The organism is Paenibacillus sp. FSL F4-0097, assembly GCF_038593125.1.
In the GTDB taxonomy this organism is placed as follows: Bacteria; Bacillota; Bacilli; order Paenibacillales; family Paenibacillaceae; genus Paenibacillus_AQ; species Paenibacillus_AQ odorifer.
Map to the genome: position 1 here is coordinate 5,085,195 of NZ_CP151965.1, position 24,454 is coordinate 5,109,648.

Sequence of the window (24,454 nt, forward strand, 5' to 3'; positions counted from 1 at the left end):
TTCTTCCGGCTCCTCTCCCTTGCGGCCAGAGCAGAGGGATGGGAAAGCTGCTTCCTCATCCCTCTGCTTTGGCCTATATCTCTATCCCTGACCTTCCATCTACTTGGCGAACTTGCCGCCCAATGCGGCGGGGTCAAAGCCGGCATCCGGCTCGGCCTTCACGCCATCATTCGCAATCACGCTGTCCAGTGCAGTGTTATAGCGTTTGTTCAGATCGGCGATAATTGCCTTCAGATCGCCGCCGTTCAGCATATACTTGAAGAAGGCGTCATCCGATTTCATCCCTTCCGGTGCTACAGACGGATAGACCGGCCACACTCCATCGTGCTTGTTCGGCAGGAAGCCTTCAATGCCGTTCACATCCGGTGTCTTGGCTACTGCGCTGACGGATGGAACCATGGAGATACCAAAGCCTTTTTCCTGATAATCCGTCAGCACCTGATCGCCGTACATGAACTCCATGAACTTCCAGGCTGCTCCTTTGTGCTCCGACTTCGAGCTCAGCGCCAGCCACTGGCCCCCGAGGAAGCCCGAAGCCCCCTTCACGGTGCCGTCGATGGTCGGAACCGGAGCGGCTGCCCAGTCAATCTTGGCCGGGAACTGATTCTTGTAGACGCCCGGCTCCGAGGAGTAGGACATATACATTCCGATTTTGCCCTCTGCAAACTGCGCCCGCAGCGGATCAATATCCAGCGATTCCACACCCGGCAGCATGCTGCCGTTGTCCCGGATCTGCTTAAAGGCATTGATGATCGATTCGAAGCCGCTGAAATCGTAGCGGGCCGTCTTGAAATCATACCCGAAACCGCCGTAGCCGCTCATCTCCGCAATCACCCGCGCCGAACGCGCAAACGCGCTTCCGGGGCTTTTGAAGTTCTGGGCGAAGCCGTAAGCGCCGTCCGCTTTACCGGCTTCCGTCAATTTTTTGGCGGTATCCACCAGCTCCTGCAGGGTAGCTGGCGGATGCTCAACGCCTGCTTTGGCGAACAGATCCTTGTTGTATACTAGACGCATGGTTGTTCCATAATTCGGCAGACTGTAACGCTTGCCGTCAAATTCATTCAGATCCGGCATGACCGGGAATTTCGTCTTCAGCTCATCGGTGAGGAACTCGTCAATGGGAGCGAGAAAGCCTTTTTTGTAGAAGGTCTGGATGGTATTCTCCTTCACCCGGATTACATCCGGCGCATCGGAGGTCTGGAAGGACAGATCGAGTGCGGTATCGAAGTCGTCGCCCTTGACGACCAGCTCCACCTCAATCCCGTCAGTATTGGTTGCGTTGAACTCGGCTACCTTGTCCTTCACGAAATCCGCATCATGACGGTCGCCGGTCCAGTAGCTGATTTTGGTCTTGTCCCCCGAGCCGCCTGTCTTCCCGTCTCCCTTACCTTCTGCAGCATTGCCACCGTTACCGTTGCCGCAGGCTGTCAGGCCAAGTGCCAGGACCAGGCTCAGAGATGTTATTAGCATACGCTTCATCATTGGTAGTTCCCCCTTATATATCCCTGTTGTATTCGCTTACAACCTGATTATAGACGGATTGGCGCATCCGGATAAGGCGGGTAAGCCCACTTTAAGGGCAGATTTCTGCAGGAGCTTTATACAGTGAAGGGAGGCCACCTCCGCCCTGCGGACATGCCTCCCCTGCGCATTTTTATTCTTTTCCAAGATAATGCAGTTTGAACTCGGACGGGGTCATTCCGGTATATTTCTTGAACACCTCGCTGAAATAGCGCCTGTGCTCATACCCGAGATCCTGGGCGATCTCCTGAACCTGCCGGCCGCTGATCAGCATCGCCTTAGCCTTCTCCATCTTCTCGTGCATCACATACTGCTGAAACGAAATCCCCTGCACCTTCTTGAACAGGTTGGAGAAATACCCCTGGCTGAGGTTAATCTGCTTCGCCACCTGCTCCAGCGACAGCCCCGTATCCAGATGGCTATCGATATAAGCGGCGGCCTGGCGGATAATCCGTGTGGACTCCAGGGAACGGACCTCCGTAACCAGCGCACAGGCCTCCCGGCACAGCCCGGACAGCAGGTCCCGGATATCCTGCAGGGAAGGATGCACCCGGTTCTTCATGACGGCAATCCTGCGCTCCAGCGGCTCCACCTGCCCGTAGGGGAACTGCTCCAGCAGGACCCGGCAGATCCTGTAGCCCAGCTCATAGCCGACGCTTTCCACATAACGCGGCTCAGGCAAAAGCCCGCTGTCCAGCAGCTCCGCGAATAGCTGATCGAGCATCTGCAGGCTTTTGGCAGAATTGCCGGAACGCAGGGCGAACAGCAGCTCCTGCTCGACGGCGGCGGAGTAGCTGTGAAGTGCGAGCGGTTTATTCTCGACATTGCTGTAAATGTAGACCCCGTTTCCTCCGGTGTAGAAATGATAACCCAGCGCGCTAATCGCCTGCCTGTACGCTGTGCCAAGCTCCTGAATCGCCGCTGCGCCCAGCCCCACGCCAATGGAAAGCGTATGCCGGGAGAATCGGCTTACATTCGTGCAGCAGGCCTCCGTAACCAGCGCGGCCGTATCCGGGTCCGAGCCGTTCATGATGCAGACGTACCGGTCTGTCGCCTCCCGGATGATAACGCCGCGGGTCCAGGCGGAAATCGTCTCTTCGAGAATATTATGCAGGCTGAACCGCAGCAGCTCGACCTCCTGCACAGGCTGGCCGCTCAGCTTCTCCGTGAAATGATCGATTTCGGCGACAAACACGAAGAAATCATGCTGGTCCAGAGGGATATCGAGATAGGCCCAGCGGGAACGTGCATCCGATTCTGTCGTCTGGTGATGCAGCAGGAAGATGAGATATTCTTGGCGGAGAATAGGCAGACTTTCTCTAATTTTAGCCTCCATCACAGCAAGTCTGGTGGTCTCCTGACGCTCCTCCCGGCACAACTCCCTGGCCTTCAACACAGCCTGCACAATCTCGTTCAGGGAAAAGGGCTTCTTGACGAAATCAAGCGCCCCTAGTCGGATGGCTTCCTGGGCATAAGAGAACTCCGAGTAGGCGCTGAGGATAATAATCTTGCAGTCCGGCAGTTCCTCCAGAATAGCCCGGGTCATCTGCAGGCCGTCCATTCTTGGCATCCGGATATCAGTCAGCACAATGTCCGGCCGGGTCTCGCGGATAATCTGCAGCCCCGCTTCACCGTCCAGCGCTGTACCGACTACCTCAATACCGTGCTCCTGCCATGGCGGCTTGCTCGAGACCATCTCCACCACACTTTTAATATCGTCGATTACACATAATTTGAACCTTTCCAGCTCCAGCTTCCGGTCCATCCTTCATCTCTCCTCTTCTGAGGGAATCCACAGATCCGTCCGTGATCCCTTACTTGGTTCGCCGCCCACATCCATACGGGCTTCGTCCCCGTAATACAGCGCCAGCCGGTGCCTGATGTTGAACAGGGCATAACCTTTCCTCGACTGCGGAGCACTGAGCATCCCCTGCTTGACCCGTACAGCATCAAGTCCCCGTCCATTGTCGGTAATGCAAATATGCAGCAGCCCCTGCTCCCGGCTGACCGTGATGTCTATCCTGCCTCCTAAAGTCCGGTCGCTGAATCCATGCTGGATGCTGTTCTCCACCACCGGCTGCAGGATAATCTTGGGCATTAGACAGGTAAGCAGTGCCTCATCCTCTACCGTCACCGTGTATTCGAACAGACCTTCATAGCATTTCTGCTGAATAGCGAAATACTGCCGCACGTGGGACAGCTCATCCGCAAGGGTAATCAGATCCTTGCCGCCACTGAGCCCGATCTGGAACATCTGCGACAACGACAGGATCATCTCATTTACATCGTCATTCTCCCCCATGACCGATTTGCAATAGATGGTATTGAGTGTATTGTACAGAAAGTGCGGCTCCATCTGGGCCGTAAGCGCGCGGATCTCTGCATGCCGCTTATCCTCCTCCTTGGTCTTCACATCCGCGATCAGCGTCTTAATCTCTGACATCATCCGGTTGAACTGAAAGCCGACCTGGGCAACCTCGTCCTCATAACGGCTCTCATACACCACGCTGAGCTGGTTCTCTTCGACTCTGCGCATCAGCCGCCGCAGCTTGAACAGGGGCTTCAGCAGCACAGATGTCAGCTGGTTGGAGATCAGCCAGGTGGCCAGCAGGAAAACAACGATGACATAGAGGGTAATGCGCTGCACCCGCTGCAGCTTGCCCAGCAGCTGGTCCCGCGACTGCATGCCGGAGATGATCCAGTCGGGTGATACCGCTGAGCTTGTATAATTAACCAGATACTCCTTGCCGCCATAGCTGTAGTAGTGGTCCTGCGGATCGGCCGCTTTCCCGGCTTCGGCAAGCACCGGCTTCCAGGGGAACCTGCCCCGGAACGGCCAGCGGGACTCCACCACCGCCTCTCCTTCCCCGCTCACCAGATAATAATTTCTCCCTGCTTGTTCTCCGCCTGTATTCAGCAGCTCATCTATCCGGCTCTCCCTGATATTGACCACAATAAATACATTGCTGATCGGCGTGTAAGGGTATTCATAAATCCCCCGGACTACGAAGGAGACCACCCGCTGGCTGCCCGTGAACAACCGGTCATAATGTCCTTTGGCCCAGTAGCCGCCCGGCCGCTCCTTGCTCAGATCATATAATTCCGAGCCGTAGAACGAGTTGTCCTGCGCCCGGATCTGCGTAGTGGAATAGAAATCGCCAATCGGGGTAACGATCAGCACGTTTTCGATGATCGGCTGATTGAACGTTACCTGGGAGAGCACATATTGCAGATCCGACAGATGGACATAGTAATTCGACACATCATGGCTGAACACATCGAGCATCATCTTGCGGTACGCATCGCTCAGCATCAGGGACTGCACAGACAGCGCCACATCATTCAGGCGGGAATCCAGCAGCTGTGCCGTCTTGCTTACGGTCTCCCGGCTGCCGGCGTAGGCATTATCCTCGATCTCCTGCGCGGCAATCCAATACGAGAAGCTGCCCATTGCACCGATGGACAGCGTAATCAGCACGATGAACGAGAACAGAATCCTCTGTTTGATGGATATCCGGTAATACCTGCCGGCGATCTGCTTCCGGATCTTACGGCCATAGGCTGTGAATGTATTCATAGTTCCCCCTTCTTGAGCATGTATCTCCCTATGTTTGTATGTTCTTGTCACTTGTACCATATGGCTGCTCCAGTCCGGTGTCAAGACAGGGCATGATTATTTAGCGGATTCCGTCCCTTATTATCAATAGGCAGGGGGCCCTCCGCATAACATGGTGCGGATTCACTAATCATGGCTCAAGTTGACGGGAAGCTGCGCGATTGAGTAATTATGCTTGTGACGGTCAGTCCATTCCGTTTGATGCCTTTCTGCGGCAAATGTTGAACAATCCAACAGTAGCAGAGCTCACTGATTTTGTTGCCTCATACGTAAAAAATAATACAATTAGCCAAACTGACGGTTTCAAGGGCGATTCTATGAAGCATGAAACAGAGATGGGGGGAACGTTGAGCGAAGTCCTGCCCCAACTGAATACTGGCGGCAACGCAGTGTTCACTTATTATGGCGGCGGGCAATCTGGTCTGCTTCATGTGGTATTCCATGTATAGGTCTGGTAACAATATACTGCTTCCATTTGCTGCTTCGACATCTGGATGTGAAGATGTAAAACTACGTCAAAATTTCAATTTTACGTTTTTATTTCCGCTTGATCATCTTTACAGTAAATCACGCTTAATTTTTGCGATCTGTCACAGTTCTAGCTGTTCTCTAGGGTTAAGCCCCTTAACAGTCTGCAATAACTCCACTACTGTACCACTTAATTCACCAATAGTTGAATGCTCCTTCCCGGTTAAAAGCCATTCATAAGAACAACCGAACTCAGAGCAAATTGAGAAAACCGTCTCTATTGCCGGCTTACCTTTTCCAGATTCCAAATCACTAAGGCTGCCTTGAGAAACACCGATTTTATTAGCTAAATCCGTTTGATTAAGATTATGTATTTTTCGTAGTTGTTTAATATTTGCCCCAATAGTGTTCATTTAACCGCCTCCACACTACGATTTGTGCCAACAATTGATCCACGAGCTTTTGAACCTAAAATCAGTTTTAGCCATTTAGAGTATCTTTAATAATACTCAAGGAAAACCATTAAAAAAGCCCTGATAAATCAAGGATTTCTTGACCATCAGGACTAAGATACTTGTGCCAAAAATCGTTACAAACGCAACAAGATAAATTACAACTCACACGTAGATAAATTCTCCGCAACCTTTAACAAAATTCTCGGCAATTTCCTTTTGACTCATCCGGGTGACAATCCCTGAAAAAATACCAAGTGCAAAGAAAAGCGCTCCGATCTCAGTCATATACCAGCCTTTGCTCAGTATTCCCCAGACAATAAGTCCCAAGGTAAAGATGAAGCCGCCAATAATTAATTTATCCCGATTCGAGAAACTTACTTCTATCCCATCGTTCTCCTTGATGAAGCGTTGGCGGTTTAGAATATCATTTTGGAATACCGCTGAAAATCACCATGGCTATCGGAATCAGTAATATCCCTTTACTTTTGAGTCTTCCGGCTAAAGCCATCAGTGCCCGGTCAATCGCCCCCGTCTGCAGAATAATTCTAAAAGCTCCCCCTACAATCAGGACGAAGGCGACGACATCAGCAGCATTGATGATTCCCTCCAACGGCGCACTGGCAATTTGGGCAAATCCTTGTCTCAAATCCCCTTGCTCACTGATTTTAGGAACGGTATGATAGGTTCCCGGGATGATGGCTGTTCTGGAGGAACCATCCACCAGCACTTCCTGGCGGTCAAATTGGCCGCTCGGGACAATCCAGGTTAATCCGGCAATAGCCACGATAATCAGAAAAATCAATGTATAACTATGAGGAAGGGACCATTTTATTTTAAGTTTAACCGTTTCCATTTCTACCCATCGTAATCGGAACATTGGCCTCAAGCATGGACTTGTAATTATAAAACCGGCTTTCATTTTCTTTTCCGGCCACAGCAGCCATATAAGCATCCAAGCGCGAAATGGACCTGCAACGGCAGCTCTCCCGCTGCTTCCAGCTCTTCAAGGACCGGCAGCAAACCGCTATGCCTGTCAAAGCCTATATCTTTTATCGAAGTTACACCCCGCTTAGCAAGCATTCGGGCAAAGTCCAAAAACTCTTGTCTGACTAATTCCTGATCCTGCATCATGTCATGAAGGAGACGGGCGCGTGATTCCGCGCTGCATTGGTTAGGGAGAAACTGATACTTATCCTGGGCAAGCTTGTTCATCCAACAATAGCTTTTCGTCAAATTAATGGCGATTACAGCCCTGGCAGTAAAAGCTTCGTCTAATAAGCTTTGCCCCGGAAGCTCGCCCCAACACTCTTCACTCCACCCGTAAGCGTATACATTTTGCTATAAGGTTTTTTTTGCCTCTTGTTTTAGCAACTCTAAAGCCTCTTGGATTGTAGCGACATTCGTCAGATCCACTCCACGGTGCATGGACATGTAACCGGTAAAAAATACATGGTTATCATGTACACCAGGCATAATGAACGCATCCTTCAGATGATGAACAAATGTTGCCGGTCCTATCCATTTCTCTGCTTATTAAGCAGCTCCACGATAGCCGTAACCTCTCCTGCATAACAAGGTTGAATACAATACTTGCTGCGCCACTGTTTTTTGCGCCAGAACACTTATATTATTTTCATGATTGCTGGCTGGTTAAACTATGTTTTTCAAAACTTTTTTTAACTTCTTCTTTACTCGCTGAACCCGTTTTTTACAGGCCTCTACAGAAATCCCAATTTCATTAGCCGCCTCCATCATTGAATACTTCTCCAGAGTAATTTTTTTAAGTAATTTATAGTCTTCAATATTGGTTAAGTCAGAAAATATAAAGTCAACATCAAGTACGTCACTATCCTCAAAGATAACGTTTTCATCTATTTCGAATGAAGTTACTACTATATTTTTAAGGTATGCCCGACTGCGAACTTTGTTTTTAATAACATTCTTTAATGTATTAAATAGCCAGCCTTTCGGATTGGAACAAAATAGAAATTTGTCGGCTTTAGCACATGCGATTCTAAATGTGTCCTGAACGGCTTCTTCGGCCAGTGTGCGGTCATTCAACTTGCTTTGTGCATATGCCAACAATGAACTATACATTTCCGTATATAATACTTTTATGGTGCGACGTTGATTATCATTTAGCACCGCCTTCTCACCACCATTTCCTTTTTATGAAATACAATCTACTTTAGTTATAATTTTATATAAACATATAAATATTGGTATTTCAATACTACCCTATAAACAGATAATAGGAACACTTTTTCAAAAAAAATTAAAAATAAAAAAGCAACCCTCTAAAAGGTTGCCTTCTTCCTATTCATCATTTATATCCTAGGTTATTTGCATAGCGGCGCAATAGCTCTTTGAGGCGTGTTACCTCATTAACAATTTCACTATCGCTATCAATATTGTCATTTCTGTCATACGACGAAGTAACAACTTCGGTAGTAGTAGATGCTTGAGGTTCATCTGCGTTAGCTGAAACGGTTAACGCGGACCCTATCCATATAATTCCTATCAGCGCCACACAAAGGAATAGAACACCATTTTTCTTCTCTTTTAGGTCCATGATTGAAGAAATGCGATTTTTCAAACCTTTTTTCCCTCCATAAAAATTACTTGATAATGCTGTTTGGAGCTTCGCCCCATTCCTCGCAACAGTAATAATGATTTCCCCATATTGTATTCGCCGTTGATGATCTGCGTTTTGTAAAACCAATGCGTCACAAGAGATTTCACATTCTTCCGCTGCCGCTTTTGCCATAAGATAGACAACTGGATTGAACCAATGAAACGAGGTTGCAATCAAGATCATGGCCTTGCACCAGAGGTCATGCCGTTTAAGATGAATCAACTCATGCTTTAGAATTAGATACACTTCATCATCTGATAGTTTCACTCGCGGCAGTAAAATGACAGGCTGTATAAAGCCAATGAACATAGGACTTGTAACGCTTTCACATACGCATAAACCTATATGCTTTTTAATCCCGAGTTCCGACCTTACACTGTCTAAAATCCCTTGAACCTTCGCATCGGTTACAGGATCACTCCAACGACGTACCGTCTTCATAAAACGACTATGCCGTAGAGCATGATACAGTATTATGATTACAATACCGCACCCCCAAATCGCTGTAAGCACCCACCATAAAGAGATTGTTGCCCAAGCATCCCCCCTATCCCCAAAGTCCATTAAGGGGACAGTACGGATTATGGATGGAACAAGCGTTGCAGGAAGATCCGGCATGGTCACAGGGAGAACTAATAGGTCAATCTGTGGACGAAAGGGGAATATCCAGCCTACCGCAAGCAGCAGCCAAACCCTATAATTCCACTTTGCGACATATCGTTTGGATATAAAGGGCTGTATTGCCGCGTACACAAGCGTCAGCAATGACATAGATACAGAGCATTGGAGCACGGTAACTAAAAATCCCTGCATATCACTCCCTCTTATCTTTCAGCCAATTTTCCAATTGATCGAGGTCACTGTCCTTTACTTTGTTACTAGCATATAGCGTAGCAACCAAGCTAACGAATGAATTCGCATGAAAACGCTCCATAAAGTCGCCTGTTTCAAATTTCAGGTACTCCTCTTTGTTAATTAAAGGGAAATAAGTGCGCTCTTTTCCCTTTTTTTCAGTTCGAATAAAGCCACGCTCAACCAACCGTAACATAAGAGAAATGACCGTTTGCGCTTTCCATTTCCTATCATTTCCAAGCTGTTGCATAATAACATTAGTCGTTATAGGTGAATCATTGGCCCACACAACTTTCATGATATCAAACTCTGCATCTGGCAATTTTCTCATTATTTCTATTAATCAACTCCTTTAAGACAACTGTCTACAATGATATTCTACATTTGTCTTGAATTCATGTCAAATCTATAAAATAGAAATATTTTATCCCATTTATCACACACAAAAACAATATTGGGATATTTTTGAAAATCTTTGTCCCCAATTCGATACATTAAGACATATATATTATGAAGAAGCATTTTCATAGTTTAACACTAATGAAACGGAGGCAATTCCGATGAACAATTAACGAATACTTTCACGTTGAACGAAAAACCAAATTCCCAATTTTAGAATGGAGGCTACTAATTAATGAAAAAGAAATCTCTCTTTGTTTTCTCGGCCCTGGCTCTCCTCCTCCTCCTCACTCCAAGCTTTGCGCTTGCAAGTAATCAGCAGAACTACTTCGCTTCCCTGTCGGAAGAGAAGCTCGCTTATCAGGATGTTGACGCAGCTCCTACGGAATGGAAAGACGACATCTTGAATGCAAGGAATTCTATAATATACAGTACTTCTTGGACTGTTGATGGTCAGGTTGGCTATGAGTTGCCCGATGGAATGTTAGTAGAACTTCCAGAATTTTCGGACCTTTTTCCAGGTTGGGATGTTCCTAAATTGAAAGAAGATGTACGAAAAGAACAGTTAACTAAGCCTCAAACTTATGATTTTCATACCCTAGCCGCGAATTATGTTGGGTTTGTCTACTTATTTGAACCCTCAAATTCTGGAGCGTCACTACCGTTTTACACCTTTTATTCCAGCGCTAATAGAGTCACAATGATAGGTGATTCTTTACCAGGGACAAGCTATAATGCCGGTTTCACAAATCTTAACACTGGTTCGGATGTAGGTTATGCAAATAACTTACCGCAAGGTGGAAAACTATATCTCACTAAACTGAATTCAAACACTGCATATGGGGCTCGGGCTAGCACGTACAGCACAACAGGATATGCGCAAATGAGCGTAGTTGACGGCTAAACTCATCATCTGATTCTGTAGTGTCGGGTAGATGTTTGAAACGTAGATTGATATGTATGGGTAATCAAGGACTGCTTGTTCATTGAGGTTATTCGCTTTCTTCTAATTGATAGACTGTTTAATGCTTCTTCCATTATTGCTATTGCTGCCTTTTTAACTTTTGTTAAACGTATAGCCATTGACAAAACCTCCTTCTACTTCATCTGATTTAGTCAGATATAGCAAAGGAGGTTTATATGCTTCTATATTTCGAGCCATTGTTTCAAACATCAGCGACCATAGTCTGGTTTCTTCCCCTGCTCTTGGCCAAGTATAACGCCTGATCCGCCTTCTCCAGCAGCCCCTCCCGCTCCAATGTATGAAAAGGATAATGGGCGATTCCTAGAGAGATTGTAACCTGTGTCTCGATTGGCCCCCTGCTTTGTTCCATTGCCCGCCGGACTCTTTCAGCTATGATGAAAGCTTCCTCAGGTCTTGTGTGGGCTAGCAAGATGATGAACTCTTCACCGCCGTAGCGGTAGCAAACATCGTCTGGACGAACCGAGGTAACTATAACTTTGGCTACATGTTTCAGCACTTCGTCGCCGATGAGATGACCGTAAGTGTCGTTCACGAGTTTGAATTTGTCTACATCCAGTACAATGAGCGAAAACGGTTGTCCTGAGTCAATCCACTGACTCATCGTATACTCTAACGATCTCCGGTTCATTAAACCGGTCAGAGCATCCGTCGTAGCCTCTTGGGTCAGTTGATCCGTCTGCTTCTGAATATCCGTCACGGCAAGCAACACAGCCTTGGTCAGCAGATCTGCCTCTCGGCTCCATTGCGGCTTCGCTTCTGGCAATTCAATCTTCTCCTTGCCCATCCTGCTCACCAGATTTGCCAGGTACACAAAAGGCCGGGCCAGCTTGCGTGCTACGAGAATGACGCCCATCAGGAGGATAATGAACGGAAACAACGAATACCAGAGAATGGTCCGAAGGTGCCCCATCAGTTGATGATGGATGACACTAATCGGCGAAACGACCACAATTCCCCATCCGTTGGCTGGAACGCTGGAGTATCCGGCAAGCATTTCAACGTCACGGGTGTTACGCACTTGCTGTTCCCCACTCTCCCCATTCATGAGTTTCTGCACAACCTTGTTATTGCTGACATCCTCCCCAATGAGCTGCTTATCCGGGTGGTACAACAGATGCCCACTTGAATCCACAATATAATAATAGGAGCCAGAATCGTCTACGTTATTGTCGCCAAAAATCATAGACAAAATATTGTTCTCCTGCAGATAAAATGTGCCGCTCAAAATACCGCGATATGTACCATTCTTGCTAAAAATCGGCTGACTCATAAAAACGATTAGTCTCTTTGTGGTTTGGGTCATGTAGGGGGAGGATATGTAAGGTTTTTTTAACGCCAGAGCTTCCAAACCGACCTTAGAAGTAATATGGTTTCCTGCTGACCCCAAACTAGCCGGTACTACATTGCGGATCAGCCCGTCGGCATCGAGCACGGCGATAGAATTGAAGTAATTGCTACTATTGCGCATCAGTTCCAAATTATCATCCACTTGCTTCGGCGTTGAGGTTTCGTCATCGGAGAGTGTGTCAGCACTGTATTCCAAACTGCTGCGCATGGACTGAAATAAGGAATCCATTGTTTTGGTCATTCGGTCAGCGTTGTAGTAATTCAGATGGAGTGTAGTCTCCATCAAGGACTGTTTTTTGGACTCGTAAGAGCCAATCAGAAGAATGCTTGAGGTTAGTAGAACCACCAGCGTAACCAAGCCCGTAAGCAGCGATGTAAGACTGAGCTTTTTACTTTGACGCGGGTCGGCTCTTCTCAGTGTAAGCAAACTTTAACCCTCCTTGGTTCTTGAAAACTAGATTAATTAATAATACAACAAATTAAGATGTTATTCGACAGTAATCAAAAGGCTCGGATCTCTCATACCACTCTGCTTACCGTTTGATATACGGCGGTTCATGAAATCTTACATATTAAAAAACTCCCTCCAGAGCTTGTGATTAGACAAGCACTGAAAAGGAGTGTTATCAACCTGATTCTGTGAGCTCGGATGTGATTCCAAGACACACAGAACCTTTAGTTTTTGACGGAAGTTTTACTCAAGAAAAACAAAAAAAACCTTGATTTCTCAAGGTTTTCACTGTGATGCCGAGGACGGGGGTCGAACCCGTACGGTACTCACGTACCGCAGGATTTTAAGTCCTGTGCGTCTGCCTGTTCCGCCAAAGCGTTGATATTACTGCATTTTTCAGTGATTGTCTCTTCTAGCTACACAGGACCATTCTACGTATTACTGGTATAAATTAATGAGGTACTGCATGTCTTAATGCAATTTAAGTGCTTGCTGCACTTAATTCTCATGTGTAGGCAGAAATCCAGTTTAATGAATAAAAAGAAAATAATTGAATAAATACGCATATATGATTAACCATGAAAGCTCCTTACATATCGGTTGTCGCATAACTTCAATTATGCGACACTTAAATTCAATCATTTTTGAATTATGCTCTTAATTAATGAAAGATATGATTGTATTTTTATTCGTTTAATTTATAACAACTTCAGTGAATTTAGTAGCATTCATCTTTTGAATAAACTCATAAATTAAAATTGTTAACTCTTTTGCTTCTGTAGATAGATCTTCAAAATTATAGATTTTTCCAATTGTTCTCTCACAGAAATCAATCTTATTGCTTACTGCTCCAGATTTGGACTGATAACTACCTCTTCTGTTTGGAGCATTATAAAATATGTTTTGTAAAAAAGAACCTATGTGCTCATCTTGATAATCAGCTTCTTCAAAATCTTTTAAACATAGTTCACTTACACTTACCCCCTCATAATCTGCAAGTACATTTTTTAAAACCTCTTTGCTTATCAAGTTTTCAATCTCTCTTGATTTAAGACAGTAGTATCTATTACCAAGCTTGGTTTGCAATTTTTTTTGTCTTGGTAGTTTGCTTTCACCATCTTTGTCTGTAATTAAAAACAGTCGACCACAAAGTCTTTCAACATTAATTGTCTTTTTGGTGACCTCTTCTTCGTCTAAAAATGACCAGTGCACTATATTGTTTCCGCTGTATTCAACGAATGAATAATGAATATCCTCAAATAATTTTTGAGCTTCTGGTATCTTTAAATGTGACTGATACAAAAATAAATAATGCCGAATGTAATACCTGTCTGTTATTCCTTCAACCCAAATCGTACAGTTTGACAAGAACACTGAAGAATTTCTAACTCCGAGCATTTCGAGAACTGTATTATCTTCATTACTTATATTTTCTATTAAGAACTTTGGTTTTTCCTCAAGGTTAAAGAAATCATTAGAGTCCTTTTCAAATTGTTTTTTTACTGTATAAATTGAAACTTTCGAAAAATCAAGTGTCAGATCAAGAAAGTGATTTGAGTGAGTAGATATAAAAAACTGACAGTGTCCAAAATACTTATTACTATAAAGAACTTCTAACAGTTTCCTTTGTAAACCTGGATGCAAATTCAGCTCTGGCTCCTCAATAAAAACTTTTAATTTATTGAATTTATAAAAAAACAATGGAAATGTAATCAATATTATCGACTGAATACCGTCACCTAAATTATAAATTGGTTGTTCCTTTTCATTACCAATCTTTATTAATAAAACATCTGAGTCTCTATCTGCTGTTAAAGTCACTTTCTTGTCCATAAAAAATTCTTCTGACAGGAATAATTCAAACTGGTCTAATCTTTTTCTTTCTTCAAATTTACTCAACCTTAACGCTTTTATTCGTGAGTACATTTCGTATCCAGTAAACACTCTCATCTCTTTCGAATACTGAATCTCATCATTAAAATAATCCTTTAAAGTCCTATCATAATAACAATCTTTTTCCGTTACAGGTCTAAGACCTCTTAATATTGGTATATACAGATTAACGTATTTTTCATTTAACTCGCCTATTATACTTTCTGTGTCTCGTTTCAGTTCATTTCCTAAAGCTTTTATTTTATCTACAATTTCAAATTTTTCCGAGTGTTGTAAAGTTTCTTGCTTATTTAAGAACCCACTAAGATTTACTTTTAGCATTTTATCAATACACTTTTTTAACTCGGTATAATTTTCCGAATAACTAGATAATGTTTCTGGAATGTTTATATTTGTAAGTTCATTTATAATGATGTCATAGTCACTAATGCAGTATGTTGAAGTAATAACTGTTAACAAGTCCAAATAACTATCTATAATTGTATATAATTTATTATTCATGTTCTCTTTTAAACTATATTCAAAATGCGTTAATTTAAATAAAGTTCTTAATAAAAGACTCTTACCAGAATTATTTTCTCCAACCAAAATATTAATCTTTGATAGATTATCAATTAAGTCTTTATCATCGCCTATTATCAAATAATCAGTTTTAAAATACTGGGGAAGCACTATACTTTTTATCATAAAAATCAATCCCTTGAGTCAGTTTTAAGTCGTTTTATCATGGAACTTACAAATAGTTACTATAGCTTCTATTTGACCTCAATTAGCAGCAGTCTTTCTTGAAATCCGCCACGCTTATCAAACTTGTCTTTACGAATCCTTTCCAGTTCTTCAGAACTTACACCTTTAGTCTGAATGAAGCCACACACCACTTCAAGCAAATCAGCAAGTTCCTCCAATTGCTGATCTTCAGGAGCTTCAAAAAATTCACTCAATTCTTCTTGCATTTTGGTCTTCAAGGCTTCAATATAGTCAGCATCATCAAGCACCTTTACAGTATTGTTTTCCACTCGCTTGAATAATATCGGGTATCTTATCACGTATCAATTTATTATAAGTCTTCACCGTCTTTATTCTCCCCCTTAGTTCATCCCTGACAAACAATTCAGAACTTAAGTACAAGATTGTTACACACTGCCAGTTGAAGCTCTGAGACATGTTTATTAAGATTACCTTATCCCTTCATGCGCTGAAGGAGTGTCTTATTCCTCACATCAAGCCGCTCAATCATGTTTTCACTTGGTATCGCATTTAAATTACTGCTGTTACATGATTGGTGTGCAAACACAAGATTCCACATATCATCGAATCGAGATATGACCACGGAATCACATGATCAAATGCAGGAGTTTCATTCCCAAGCTTTTCTCCAGAAATAAACATGGTCTGAGTTTTCGGCATCTAAGTACATTAAGAACTTTGCAAGGGGTTTTTGGGGTACTTGATCATTATCTATTATTCGTCCTATCTTCGACATTACGTCATAAAGACGTACTTTATAGTAACCATTCCCCTGTATTTAAATTAACGAATTTCGATAGTGTTATATCAGATTTAAATTCATTTCCATATTCACCTGCTCTGGTTTGGTTATCCAATTTAAATGATATATTGTATAAGCTTCCGTTCTTCTTTCTCCTGATAAGATCATTTTCTATAAAGTACATTATAATTTTTTTATGCGTGTCGATATTATCATAGTTTAAATAAAAACAAGCAACGCCTTTTTCATCATCGCTATGTTTAGATACACTAACAATATTCGCTTTAACAGCATCCTCACACATTTTCGCAACAAATTTTTTATCTATAAAAAAATACATCCATTTTCCACACTTGTCCGTATCAAGTTGAGCTTCAACTTCACCACGATAGTAAACCCACCCAGGTACTCTTTCTGTTTTCATAAATCATACCCCCGCTGTTGTTACTTACTTACTTACTTACAAGTTTAATTCCCCACGATCAATTTGTTGTTCCAGAGTGAGAGTACGACATCCATTTGAGAGTTATGGGACATTTCCACACCATTCATGACCTCTTTCCACAACTTCACCTTATCATCTGCCAACTCTGGCTTTTCCTTCAGCAGTTGTACTGCTCTAATTGCATAGCCCTTGTTCTTCTGTGACGTACTCCTGTTAACATAGTAACCTTCTTGGATACCTTCCACCATACCAGCTTCACACAAGCCCAAGAATGCATTCTTAGGGCAACCCTTACGCTGCGATGAACTCCCCACTCGGAATACCTCTGACGCAGCTACAGTCCATGCAGCAAGCGGTTCAGACTGTTCATCCATCCTTAGCAAATCCACAGCCTTAAGTGCGACAACTCCATACTTGTTCATTTGCAATTCCCCTCGAATTATGCAAATATATTTGATTTCATCTATTCCATAAATCTACAAAGATAGTTATAATGTCCTATACATATACTACCATAACCCAAGTGAACAGGAGCATCAAAATTGGCTAGAAGACGAAAAAAAGAACCATCCATTGTAGAACTTGCAACGCAATTAATTCTGATCTGTGCCTTCTTACTTGCGTTCAACCTTACCTTCAGCAAATATGGAGCATCATTAGGAGGTTCTTGGCTAAATCCTTTGTTAATCTTTGTGATCGTTGTACTGACAATATCAATTGCTTTGCGTATTGCCTATGTCCAAGAAAAGCTAAAGAAGGCTAACATCAACGAGATAGACAAAATGAGTGGCACAATGTTTGAACGTTATTTGGAGCAGTTTTTCAAGCGTCAGGGATGGCAGGTTAAACGTACTGGTGGCAAAGGTGATTATGGTGCCGATCTTATTTTGTCGTCAGCAACGAAGAAAGTTGTTATTCAAGCCAAGCGCTGAAAAAGAACGTAGGCTATGAAGCCATTCAGCAGGCTTATACTAGCAAAGACGTATACGGCTGTGCCGAAGCTTAGGTAATAACCAACAGTGGATTTACAGCTCAGGCTAGAGATGGTGCGAAACGTCTTGGGGTGAAATTGTGGGACAGAGAAGTTCTAATAGATAAAATGTCGAAGGTAAATGCAGCTCAAACGATAGCGGTATCTGATCAGGAGCCTGTAATTGAAGTTATGATGTCAGTTGTTGTTTCTCCCAGTAATGTAGAAGATGACCTCTACATTTGTGCCAGATGTGGTAAGCCTGTCACGCATAAGGTTAAAGAATATTGCTTGTCCAATACAAAACGCTTTAAAGGACGGATATATTGTTATGATCATCAAAGAATGTTAGTTCATGGGGAGGTTAAATAATTGAATAGGGATGTAATGGAGTCATGGAAAAATGAATTTCTTGAAGTTGATGATACCTACATAAATCATGTATCAAAATTTGTTGATTATTTAAATGTGATTGGAAAAGCAAATCAACCAAATAACATTACTATAGAAGATGTTATTAATTGTGTAGGGCATTACAATAGCATGAGTAAAATCAATACCAGAACCAGTATGGTGAACCACCTTGAAGGAATAAAATCATTTTTCAAATTCTTAGTCAGTAAACATTATACAAATGACATATTTAATAATATGGTTTCTTACCAAGACTTCAAAGATAACCTTTCACTTAAATTCAATTTAGTACCAGTCAGAGAAAGAGGAGTTTGGTCTGAAGTAGAATTAGTTCAAATAATTGAAAGTCTGGATAATTATTTTGAAAGAAATGATTTAAGCATATTAACAAAAACTAATGATATAAAGAAATTCTACAAATTCTTAGTATTACGTATTTTTATCAAACTTACATTAATAGCCCCAGCAAAAAAATCCGTCATTTATTCTATAAAAATTAATGATTTCAGTTCTGATTACAGGTCAGTAATTATTAATTCTGTAAATATAAAAATTCCAAATGGATTAAAAAGAGACCTTCAATTCTCAATTAAGTGCGTTAAAAAAAATCTAAACAAGACATTTGATACAAGTACTGGACTGCTAGCGTTTTTGTATCCAAATCTCTTTCCGGTAGAACGCCTTAACGAGTATTTTTGTTTATTTCTTAAAGCTCACCCCGAGATCGTAGATGTAGCACCAGATACAGATACTTTTGAACTTGAAGGAATTATGAACTCTGCATTATTAGGTCTTGTACGAAACAATGTTAACCCTGCTTTAATATCCAAAATAAGCGGAGTTAAAATCTCGAGCCTTGAAAAAAAATTCTATACTAATGGCTTCCACATTAATAACGCTGATGAACTAATTAATGATGAAATAAGTAGAAACTCGTATTATCATTATATTTAGATAGCTCTAAGTTGATTCCTTCAACTATATAAAATTCATATTTCATATATGGTACAGCCTACGTTAAGTGAGTTTTCAACTAACGTAACTGTGCCTATTTTTATTCCGAACTTCAAACTATGTGCTATATTACCTCAAACCTAACGATATCAGTAACATCAGTCGAGTTGCTGTAGTGCCTTACTATATTCATCAACATTCAAAGAGTTGCATTAACGGAAATACTTTTAAGTCTTACGTTGAAATATTTGCAGCCAAAAATATACCAAAGTCTGTCCAGTAGATTATTTAACACCTAGCCATTTAATATACTTGTGATTGTTCATAAACTCATCTCGTATCTCCATGTTGCTTTTCTTTAATTTGTTCATGCTTCTGCTATATGATTTTGCGAACTGTACAAGAGGATAACTTTTTGAAACATCTTCAAGCATGTCCATAATGAATATTGTAGTATTAGCAATATTCCATAAGAAAACATATATTTCATCATCGTCTTTAATAACATCAAACAAACTATAAGAGAAGTCATTTATGTCAATATTTTCGAAAGTATTAAAGAGATTTGAATGTGTTGAGAACATATTCAACATTTTTTTCTTATTCTCAATTGATGCTGAGTGTGTTGGATAGTTGGTTTCTAACCAAGCATAACATTTCTTTTGAGTTTTCGATTTCAAAGTTGCTCTACCGTATTCATCCGTATATAAATAATTATTAGTATTAGTTTTATATAAACTATAAGCTGCCATTGTTGACGACTCTACAGCATAACGCATCATCATAGATGCTTGAATCTCGTGTAACCTCAGCATGGAAAGGAGAGCGAGTTGAAGAGACTTTTAAATTTGAAAATAGAATGAGTGAAATACAAATTCTGAAATATCTATTGATTCAATACTCTCATCTAAAAGCTCTAACGCATCTACAGCATTTTTGTAGTATTTACCGTATCTTTGAGATGACTTCAAAATAAGTTCATTTTCAAATTTTGATATTTCATTGATATTCAAATTAATCCCTCACTCACATATTTTTTGATACCTGCTCATATAAGGTATTAGGTATTAGTTATTTGAAATCTCTTAATTCTACTCAAATAGTCCATTCCCCCACAACGCAAGTACAACATTCATTTGAGAGTTATGCTTCTTATCACCTTTAACTACTTCGTTCCACAACCTTTTTTTATCTTTGGCTAATTCCGGATTTGCTTTTAGCAGCTCCACCGCTTTAACGGCATATACTTTATTTTTATTCTTTGATTTAAGAATGTACGTTCCACTTCGTACACCTTTAATTAGCCCTTCTTCACATAACCCAAGAAAAGCATATCTTGGACAACCCTTCTTTTGCGAATCACTGTCCCTTTTATAATGTTCTAATGTAGCTGTGTTCCAAGCATCTATTGGAGAGACCTTAAGCTCGTTGCATAACTCTACTGCCCTTATTGCAGACTGAGCATATTTATTCATTTTTCATTCCTCTCCACATCTTCATTAAAACCTGCAAACATAATTTGATCTGATATATTTACATCTAAATGAAAAACATGATTCACAATAGCTACCACATAAGTCATTACTCTAGTTAGCAACGGAAGAACAATATCAATATTCTTGATGCTCACTCCAAAGTGAACTGAAATTTCTCTCTCAGTTGCAGCCATATACATTTCAGATGAGCTACTTAATCCGTGTACATATTCACTACTCCAACGATAAACTGTGTTGTACATTTCTTCTAAATCCAATCCTGGAAGAATACTGATCTGCAAATCATCGACAGCCCTTGCCCTCTGTTCTACATTCTTCAATTTGGACCATTCATTTCTTTGATACTTATCTTTAAAAAGCTTGGCTTTTTCTTTAAAATCAATTGAATTCTCGTTAGTAAAGAGCTCCTCTGGAGTTGCCAAAGGTATGGAATTCCTTTTCCTATGACTCTGCATATTTTTCCAAGCCTGATCCATTTTGTGGCGAGATATGTTTATATACTCCATCCAAGCTGCTCTTTCTTCATCATTTCCATGTATCTTTTTGACTTGCCATAAATAACTCATATTCACCAAAGACTCTACAACTGTTCGTACTAAAATAAGACCACTAGCACCAAACCCTAATTTAGATAAATGATATACAGCTAACGATTGATGATAGGTATGAACAAAATAATAAGAAACAATAAATTGAAGCTGGTCAAGATTATATGGGTTGATCTTCTTTATATTAAAGCTATCAATTAATACTTCAGACGTGTGCAATACGGAAACCAGTTTTCTAAAGTTAGTATAATTTTCTTTATGAGTGTTGGATAACTCTTTCATTTCATTTTCCCAAACAATGTCTAGTTGAATTAGTTTTCTCATATTGAACCTCCAAGTCTCTTATAGAAAGTTTTTTCCAAAAACCTTATCCCTGTGTTATTATATAGTTTATCGGATACTATAGTAGGTTGCCCCCTTAAAGGATTCCAGGAGGACAACAAATATGAAAGTTCAATTCTTTTTTGTTTTAACATTGCTATTGTACTTATTTAAAAGTATTCTTGCTATGAAAATTAAATTTAAAATGAACATCCGATTTAAACTTAAGAAATAACATTACATCCAACCACTATTCTTTAACTCTATCCGAAATCATCTCTTTAAGGGGGATGAGGATAGTTAAAGAACCTAGATATAGTGGTAGAATAAAAAGCCGTAACCTCATTATTAAAGGTTACGGCTTTTTTGATATTGTTTTGTACTCCGTCAAGTTCTGGACTTGCATTTAGGCGCTCTACAACTTGAACAAGCTACCCCAGTTATATGTTTAATCTCCTTTTGGAATGATCAGTCTCTTAAGGTGGATCAATAACAGAAGTCGATTTACTGTGTTGTCTAACCCATTCATCAACGTTCAAACAGTTGAATTGCTGATCATCATCGACAACATCCTTAAATTCTACGGTGAAGAGTATTTAACACCATGCGCAATTACGAGAAAGTCATCCACTGGCAACATAAATTGTAAGTACTCAATAAGCATATGTATAAGAACCCTTGTTAAGGGTCACTAAAAATGAAATTCATTTGACAGAAACATCTGTAAACCAAATATGCCAAATAGTGGATTATGTGCTAATATAAATAGGACTAATAGTTACATATATCAGCTTCAACTCATAGTGCGAACATTCAGATTTGATTGCTACGAAGAGTTAGAGGTGCCAGAAATTAATATAGAAAATTTACCATAATATTTTTTTGTGACAAAGGAGAACAATGAAAAAAATACAAAGCAACTCTAAAACCCAACTTAGAAACAACTTAAAAAGATTAAAGCAACTAGACGAAGAACAGCAGTGTTTATTCAAAGAAATCAAAATCAATTGTAGAGTCTCGACTGAAAACAAAAAAACTATTAATAGTCATGTTATTTCTGAGAAAGACTATTTAAGCAGAATTTCAGAAGAAAAGTTTGTAATAGTATGTGATCATAAAAGTGAACAATACTATGCTAAAACTGAAGATAACCAGTTAAGTGAAATGAAAAAGTCATTTAAAAAAGTCAAAGTTGCTAATGTAGCTAATACTAGGAACCTACTGTGTGGTGACCATGATAAAATCCTTTTTAACAGAATTGAGAATGGAAGACATTTTGATATAACGAATAGTGATTATCAAGAGCAATGTTTTCAATTTGCACTTAGAGCGTTTCTTTTCGGATATATACATAGTAAACGATTAGACGACCCTGAAATACAGACTGGACATAGCAAAACAGCGAATAGTATATATGAGCAAAGAAAAGATGAAAAAGAACAAGTCTTAGAAAAGTTTAAAAGAGCATATCTACAAGAAAAATGGGATGTATTACATACCGAAGTTTATACATTACCTAAAGAAATTCAGTTCATATCATCAGTATCTTTCTTTCCATATTCATACATGAAATATAAATATGGAGGTCATATTAAAGAAAATATTTTTTTGAATGTTTTTCCAGATGGTAACAATACTAAAATTGTAATTGCTTATTTTAAAGACAATTCAAAACATAGCAAAGTAATAGTAGAGAAAATTTCTGCATGGTATAAAAAAGGATATTACAAAAAAATAGAGCAATTTTTAACCCGTTGTATACTGCTTTATGATTTGAATGTTACTTATCGTCCCTCTTTCTATGAAAAACTTTTAAGCAATGATGATAGCGCTAAGCAATTCTTTGAATTGTCCTTTTTAATTAGAACAGCAAGAGGAATGAGGTTTATGTTTGATTATCCTTATTCTGTGCTAATCAAACGACTTCGAATAAATATTTTTGAAGGTTACAAGTAGATGAGTAATGAATATTGTATCATTGAGATCCAGCAAAAAATACTGAAGTACGAAAGTAATTTAAGTCATGATTTTAGAATCATTTAAAATCTTTATGCTTCTTATGTCTATTTTATGGTGATGTCATTTAAGAACATATGTTCATTTCGTTCAATGTCATTAGGAGAATAAAGTGAATTTTCTTGTTTAACGTTTGTAGAACATAGATAGAATTTGTACAACAACTGTTAAACAATCATTCGTATCATAATGTGATAGCCCTCAAATCACTGTTTTAAAGCTATGGGTCATAAAAGGTACGTTATGTGGGGTTAATATAATTAAGTAATATAATATACAGACAAGCTCTTAGGAGAGAACTGCTCTTAATTATATTAACCCCGTATAACCAACCTTTTAAATTTTTTGACACTAAACTTGCTAAAATGGTAAGTCTTCAGCTACTAAGTATTCTTCAATGTATGTGCCCCTCAACATATTGGTATACCTTACGTGTCTTAACATTCCCCTTACCCTCACCGAAAACATTATACCCTTTCACGGCATACCTATTTGCTTTACGCAAATGTATTGGTAAATCAAATACAAAATCCTGAACTATTACGCTTATCATGTTATGGATTTTCATTCGTTTCAAGCATTCGTCTATCTTAGTAGGCAAGATGCCTGTTTCTTGAGAAAGTTTCACATGTGATATATCAATACCTAGTTTGAATATGTCATTACGGTGCTTTAAATATGCGTATAGGTAAAACCCAATAATTCCTACATCCTTATGAGCCATACAATAGACGAACACTTCAAACGGAACTTGATGAGTGTTCTCTACTTCATAGAAAGTACCCTCCAGCAACCTTTCTTCAAAGGATTCATTTGTTCTGTGGAAAGCTCTTACTGGAAATTTAATTTTATAGTTCTTATCATTAGTGTAATACTTTCTACTTTCTCCAGTAGCATCGTGCTTATATTCGCTAATAGTTTTAAATTCGATTGTATTGATTTCATCAAATGAATAGGATAAAGGATAGTCAGTTGTCGTAAGCAAATACCCTAGATCCTCCAGCACGCCATTCTTTTTAATAATATAATCAATTGTTTTATTTGCTCTTGAGTATCCCAATACTTGTTTTAGATCAGCTTGAGTTATTTTCTTTTCCCCAACCCACTTACAATATCTATAGAGCCAGTAGCAGATATATGTATAGGTATATGCCACTGCTCGTGGGTTTGTCTGTTTTA

The 24,454-nt window shown here is 40.6% G+C and carries 27 protein-coding genes and 1 tRNA gene; 6 read left to right on the plus strand and 22 right to left on the minus strand.

Annotated elements, in window-relative coordinates:
* Positions 1-99 precede the first annotated feature (99 nt).
* From MHH86_RS22795 to MHH86_RS22805, 3 genes are all read right to left on the minus strand, one after another.
* The gene (locus MHH86_RS22795; RefSeq protein ID WP_036683312.1) at positions 100-1,482 is read right to left on the minus strand and encodes an extracellular solute-binding protein; all 1,383 of its coding nucleotides are present in this window, start codon (positions 1,480-1,482) and stop codon (positions 100-102) included.
* Positions 1,483-1,654: 172 nt separating this feature from the next.
* Entirely contained in the window at positions 1,655-3,286 is a 1,632-nt protein-coding gene (locus tag MHH86_RS22800) for a response regulator (protein ID WP_036683314.1), read from the minus strand.
* A 3-nt stretch (positions 3,287-3,289) separates the two neighbouring features.
* Positions 3,290-5,098, minus strand: coding sequence for a sensor histidine kinase (locus tag MHH86_RS22805; protein ID WP_076317109.1), 1,809 nt, complete (start codon positions 5,096-5,098; stop codon positions 3,290-3,292).
* A gap of 200 nt (positions 5,099-5,298) precedes the next feature.
* Between MHH86_RS22805 and MHH86_RS22810 the strand changes: the two genes are divergently transcribed.
* Complete coding sequence (locus tag MHH86_RS22810) at positions 5,299-5,586, plus strand: hypothetical protein (RefSeq protein WP_076187406.1); 288 nt, start codon at positions 5,299-5,301, stop codon at positions 5,584-5,586.
* 141 nt (positions 5,587-5,727) lie between these two features.
* Here the strand turns inward: MHH86_RS22810 and MHH86_RS22815 are convergent, their stop codons facing one another.
* The 8 genes from MHH86_RS22815 to MHH86_RS22850 all read right to left on the minus strand — a co-directional run bounded on the left by MHH86_RS22815 (position 5,728) and on the right by MHH86_RS22850 (position 9,878).
* Complete coding sequence (locus MHH86_RS22815; RefSeq protein ID WP_076317110.1) at positions 5,728-6,018, minus strand: helix-turn-helix transcriptional regulator; 291 nt, start codon at positions 6,016-6,018, stop codon at positions 5,728-5,730.
* 204 nt (positions 6,019-6,222) lie between these two features.
* Positions 6,223-6,483: a hypothetical protein gene (locus MHH86_RS22820; RefSeq protein WP_305953628.1), complete on the minus strand. Its 261-nt coding sequence runs from the start codon at positions 6,481-6,483 to the stop codon at positions 6,223-6,225.
* 1 nt (position 6,484) lies between these two features.
* Entirely contained in the window at positions 6,485-6,913 is a 429-nt protein-coding gene (locus MHH86_RS22825; RefSeq protein WP_076317111.1) for a hypothetical protein, read from the minus strand.
* A 62-nt stretch (positions 6,914-6,975) separates the two neighbouring features.
* Complete coding sequence (locus MHH86_RS22830; protein WP_051491284.1) at positions 6,976-7,272, minus strand: hypothetical protein; 297 nt, start codon at positions 7,270-7,272, stop codon at positions 6,976-6,978.
* A gap of 126 nt (positions 7,273-7,398) precedes the next feature.
* Positions 7,399-7,533, minus strand: a complete 135-nt coding sequence (locus tag MHH86_RS22835; protein WP_256715948.1) for a hypothetical protein — start codon at positions 7,531-7,533, stop codon at positions 7,399-7,401.
* Between the two features lie 177 nt (positions 7,534-7,710).
* A complete protein-coding gene (locus tag MHH86_RS22840) occupies positions 7,711-8,157 on the minus strand; it encodes a sigma factor (RefSeq protein WP_076191854.1) in 447 nt (148 codons plus the stop codon).
* Between the two features lie 226 nt (positions 8,158-8,383).
* Complete coding sequence (locus MHH86_RS22845) at positions 8,384-9,508, minus strand: M56 family metallopeptidase (RefSeq protein ID WP_076317112.1); 1,125 nt, start codon at positions 9,506-9,508, stop codon at positions 8,384-8,386.
* A gap of 1 nt (position 9,509) precedes the next feature.
* Positions 9,510-9,878 carry a BlaI/MecI/CopY family transcriptional regulator gene (locus MHH86_RS22850; RefSeq protein ID WP_036683325.1) on the minus strand — a complete coding sequence of 123 codons (369 nt, stop codon included), beginning with the start codon at positions 9,876-9,878 and terminating at the stop codon, positions 9,510-9,512.
* 303 nt (positions 9,879-10,181) lie between these two features.
* On the opposite strand from MHH86_RS22850, the gene MHH86_RS22855 reads away from it, so the two are divergent.
* Complete coding sequence (locus MHH86_RS22855) at positions 10,182-10,850, plus strand: hypothetical protein (RefSeq protein WP_036683328.1); 669 nt, start codon at positions 10,182-10,184, stop codon at positions 10,848-10,850.
* Positions 10,851-11,112: 262 nt separating this feature from the next.
* On the opposite strand, the gene MHH86_RS22860 is transcribed toward MHH86_RS22855, so the two are convergent.
* The 6 genes from MHH86_RS22860 to MHH86_RS22885 all read right to left on the minus strand — a co-directional run bounded on the left by MHH86_RS22860 (position 11,113) and on the right by MHH86_RS22885 (position 16,978).
* Positions 11,113-12,705: a sensor domain-containing diguanylate cyclase gene (locus MHH86_RS22860; protein ID WP_076317113.1), complete on the minus strand. Its 1,593-nt coding sequence runs from the start codon at positions 12,703-12,705 to the stop codon at positions 11,113-11,115.
* A gap of 321 nt (positions 12,706-13,026) precedes the next feature.
* A tRNA-Leu gene (locus MHH86_RS22865) sits at positions 13,027-13,101 on the minus strand.
* A gap of 321 nt (positions 13,102-13,422) precedes the next feature.
* Positions 13,423-15,309 carry an ATP-binding protein gene (locus MHH86_RS22870; RefSeq protein WP_076317114.1) on the minus strand — a complete coding sequence of 629 codons (1,887 nt, stop codon included), beginning with the start codon at positions 15,307-15,309 and terminating at the stop codon, positions 13,423-13,425.
* 68 nt (positions 15,310-15,377) lie between these two features.
* Positions 15,378-15,638, minus strand: a complete 261-nt coding sequence (locus tag MHH86_RS22875) for a nucleoside triphosphate pyrophosphohydrolase (RefSeq protein ID WP_306019520.1) — start codon at positions 15,636-15,638, stop codon at positions 15,378-15,380.
* Between the two features lie 486 nt (positions 15,639-16,124).
* The gene (locus MHH86_RS22880) at positions 16,125-16,535 is read right to left on the minus strand and encodes a hypothetical protein (RefSeq protein ID WP_076187658.1); all 411 of its coding nucleotides are present in this window, start codon (positions 16,533-16,535) and stop codon (positions 16,125-16,127) included.
* Positions 16,536-16,579: 44 nt separating this feature from the next.
* Complete coding sequence (locus MHH86_RS22885) at positions 16,580-16,978, minus strand: hypothetical protein (RefSeq protein WP_076187660.1); 399 nt, start codon at positions 16,976-16,978, stop codon at positions 16,580-16,582.
* Between the two features lie 120 nt (positions 16,979-17,098).
* Between MHH86_RS22885 and MHH86_RS22890 the strand changes: the two genes are divergently transcribed.
* The 3 genes from MHH86_RS22890 (at position 17,099) to MHH86_RS22900 (ending at position 18,894) form a co-directional block, all read left to right on the plus strand.
* Positions 17,099-17,488, plus strand: a complete 390-nt coding sequence (locus MHH86_RS22890) for a restriction endonuclease (protein WP_076187663.1) — start codon at positions 17,099-17,101, stop codon at positions 17,486-17,488.
* Positions 17,489-17,655: 167 nt separating this feature from the next.
* Entirely contained in the window at positions 17,656-17,898 is a 243-nt protein-coding gene (locus MHH86_RS22895; RefSeq protein WP_139329992.1) for a hypothetical protein, read from the plus strand.
* The gene (locus MHH86_RS22900; protein WP_081384446.1) at positions 17,899-18,894 is read left to right on the plus strand and encodes a hypothetical protein; all 996 of its coding nucleotides are present in this window, start codon (positions 17,899-17,901) and stop codon (positions 18,892-18,894) included.
* Between the two features lie 284 nt (positions 18,895-19,178).
* On the opposite strand, the gene MHH86_RS22905 is transcribed toward MHH86_RS22900, so the two are convergent.
* The 4 genes from MHH86_RS22905 to MHH86_RS22920 form a co-directional block, all read right to left on the minus strand.
* A complete protein-coding gene (locus MHH86_RS22905; RefSeq protein WP_139329993.1) occupies positions 19,179-19,679 on the minus strand; it encodes a hypothetical protein in 501 nt (166 codons plus the stop codon).
* Between the two features lie 57 nt (positions 19,680-19,736).
* Positions 19,737-19,907 (minus strand): hypothetical protein, encoded by a 171-nt coding sequence (locus tag MHH86_RS22910; protein ID WP_179088446.1) that lies wholly within the window; start codon positions 19,905-19,907, stop codon positions 19,737-19,739.
* 78 nt (positions 19,908-19,985) lie between these two features.
* The gene (locus tag MHH86_RS22915; RefSeq protein WP_076317115.1) at positions 19,986-20,369 is read right to left on the minus strand and encodes a hypothetical protein; all 384 of its coding nucleotides are present in this window, start codon (positions 20,367-20,369) and stop codon (positions 19,986-19,988) included.
* A complete protein-coding gene (locus tag MHH86_RS22920) occupies positions 20,366-21,262 on the minus strand; it encodes a DUF5677 domain-containing protein (RefSeq protein WP_076187674.1) in 897 nt (298 codons plus the stop codon). Before MHH86_RS22920 ends, MHH86_RS22915 begins: the two co-directional genes overlap by 4 nt.
* Before the next feature lie 897 nt (positions 21,263-22,159).
* On the opposite strand from MHH86_RS22920, the gene MHH86_RS22925 reads away from it, so the two are divergent.
* Positions 22,160-23,215: a hypothetical protein gene (locus MHH86_RS22925; RefSeq protein WP_076187677.1), complete on the plus strand. Its 1,056-nt coding sequence runs from the start codon at positions 22,160-22,162 to the stop codon at positions 23,213-23,215.
* Positions 23,216-23,669: 454 nt separating this feature from the next.
* On the opposite strand, the gene MHH86_RS22930 is transcribed toward MHH86_RS22925, so the two are convergent.
* Positions 23,670-24,431 carry a hypothetical protein gene (locus tag MHH86_RS22930; RefSeq protein WP_076187679.1) on the minus strand — a complete coding sequence of 254 codons (762 nt, stop codon included), beginning with the start codon at positions 24,429-24,431 and terminating at the stop codon, positions 23,670-23,672.
* Between the last annotated feature and the right edge of the window lie 23 nt (positions 24,432-24,454).

What these genes read in the sequence shown, in the direction of transcription:
- MHH86_RS22925 (WP_076187677.1), top strand. Translation starts at nt 22,160, where the DNA reads ATGAAAAAAATACAAAGCAACTCTAAAACCCAACTTAGAAACAACTTA.
- MHH86_RS22805 (WP_076317109.1), bottom strand. Translation starts at nt 5,098, where the DNA reads ATGAATACATTCACAGCCTATGGCCGTAAGATCCGGAAGCAGATCGCC.
- MHH86_RS22840 (WP_076191854.1), bottom strand. Translation starts at nt 8,157, where the DNA reads ATGTATAGTTCATTGTTGGCATATGCACAAAGCAAGTTGAATGACCGC.
- MHH86_RS22885 (WP_076187660.1), bottom strand. Translation starts at nt 16,978, where the DNA reads ATGAACAAGTATGGAGTTGTCGCACTTAAGGCTGTGGATTTGCTAAGG.
- MHH86_RS22855 (WP_036683328.1), top strand. Translation starts at nt 10,182, where the DNA reads ATGAAAAAGAAATCTCTCTTTGTTTTCTCGGCCCTGGCTCTCCTCCTC.
- MHH86_RS22825 (WP_076317111.1), bottom strand. Translation starts at nt 6,913, where the DNA reads ATGGAAACGGTTAAACTTAAAATAAAATGGTCCCTTCCTCATAGTTAT.
- MHH86_RS22845 (WP_076317112.1), bottom strand. Translation starts at nt 9,508, where the DNA reads ATGCAGGGATTTTTAGTTACCGTGCTCCAATGCTCTGTATCTATGTCA.
- MHH86_RS22905 (WP_139329993.1), bottom strand. Translation starts at nt 19,679, where the DNA reads ATGATGATGCGTTATGCTGTAGAGTCGTCAACAATGGCAGCTTATAGT.
- MHH86_RS22835 (WP_256715948.1), bottom strand. Translation starts at nt 7,533, where the DNA reads ATGCCTGGTGTACATGATAACCATGTATTTTTTACCGGTTACATGTCC.
- MHH86_RS22915 (WP_076317115.1), bottom strand. Translation starts at nt 20,369, where the DNA reads ATGAATAAATATGCTCAGTCTGCAATAAGGGCAGTAGAGTTATGCAAC.
- MHH86_RS22880 (WP_076187658.1), bottom strand. Translation starts at nt 16,535, where the DNA reads ATGAAAACAGAAAGAGTACCTGGGTGGGTTTACTATCGTGGTGAAGTT.
- MHH86_RS22895 (WP_139329992.1), top strand. Translation starts at nt 17,656, where the DNA reads ATGTCGAAGGTAAATGCAGCTCAAACGATAGCGGTATCTGATCAGGAG.
- MHH86_RS22815 (WP_076317110.1), bottom strand. Translation starts at nt 6,018, where the DNA reads ATGAACACTATTGGGGCAAATATTAAACAACTACGAAAAATACATAAT.
- MHH86_RS22850 (WP_036683325.1), bottom strand. Translation starts at nt 9,878, where the DNA reads ATGAGAAAATTGCCAGATGCAGAGTTTGATATCATGAAAGTTGTGTGG.
- MHH86_RS22800 (WP_036683314.1), bottom strand. Translation starts at nt 3,286, where the DNA reads ATGGACCGGAAGCTGGAGCTGGAAAGGTTCAAATTATGTGTAATCGAC.
- MHH86_RS22795 (WP_036683312.1), bottom strand. Translation starts at nt 1,482, where the DNA reads ATGATGAAGCGTATGCTAATAACATCTCTGAGCCTGGTCCTGGCACTT.
- MHH86_RS22920 (WP_076187674.1), bottom strand. Translation starts at nt 21,262, where the DNA reads ATGAGAAAACTAATTCAACTAGACATTGTTTGGGAAAATGAAATGAAA.
- MHH86_RS22830 (WP_051491284.1), bottom strand. Translation starts at nt 7,272, where the DNA reads ATGAACAAGCTTGCCCAGGATAAGTATCAGTTTCTCCCTAACCAATGC.
- MHH86_RS22870 (WP_076317114.1), bottom strand. Translation starts at nt 15,309, where the DNA reads ATGATAAAAAGTATAGTGCTTCCCCAGTATTTTAAAACTGATTATTTG.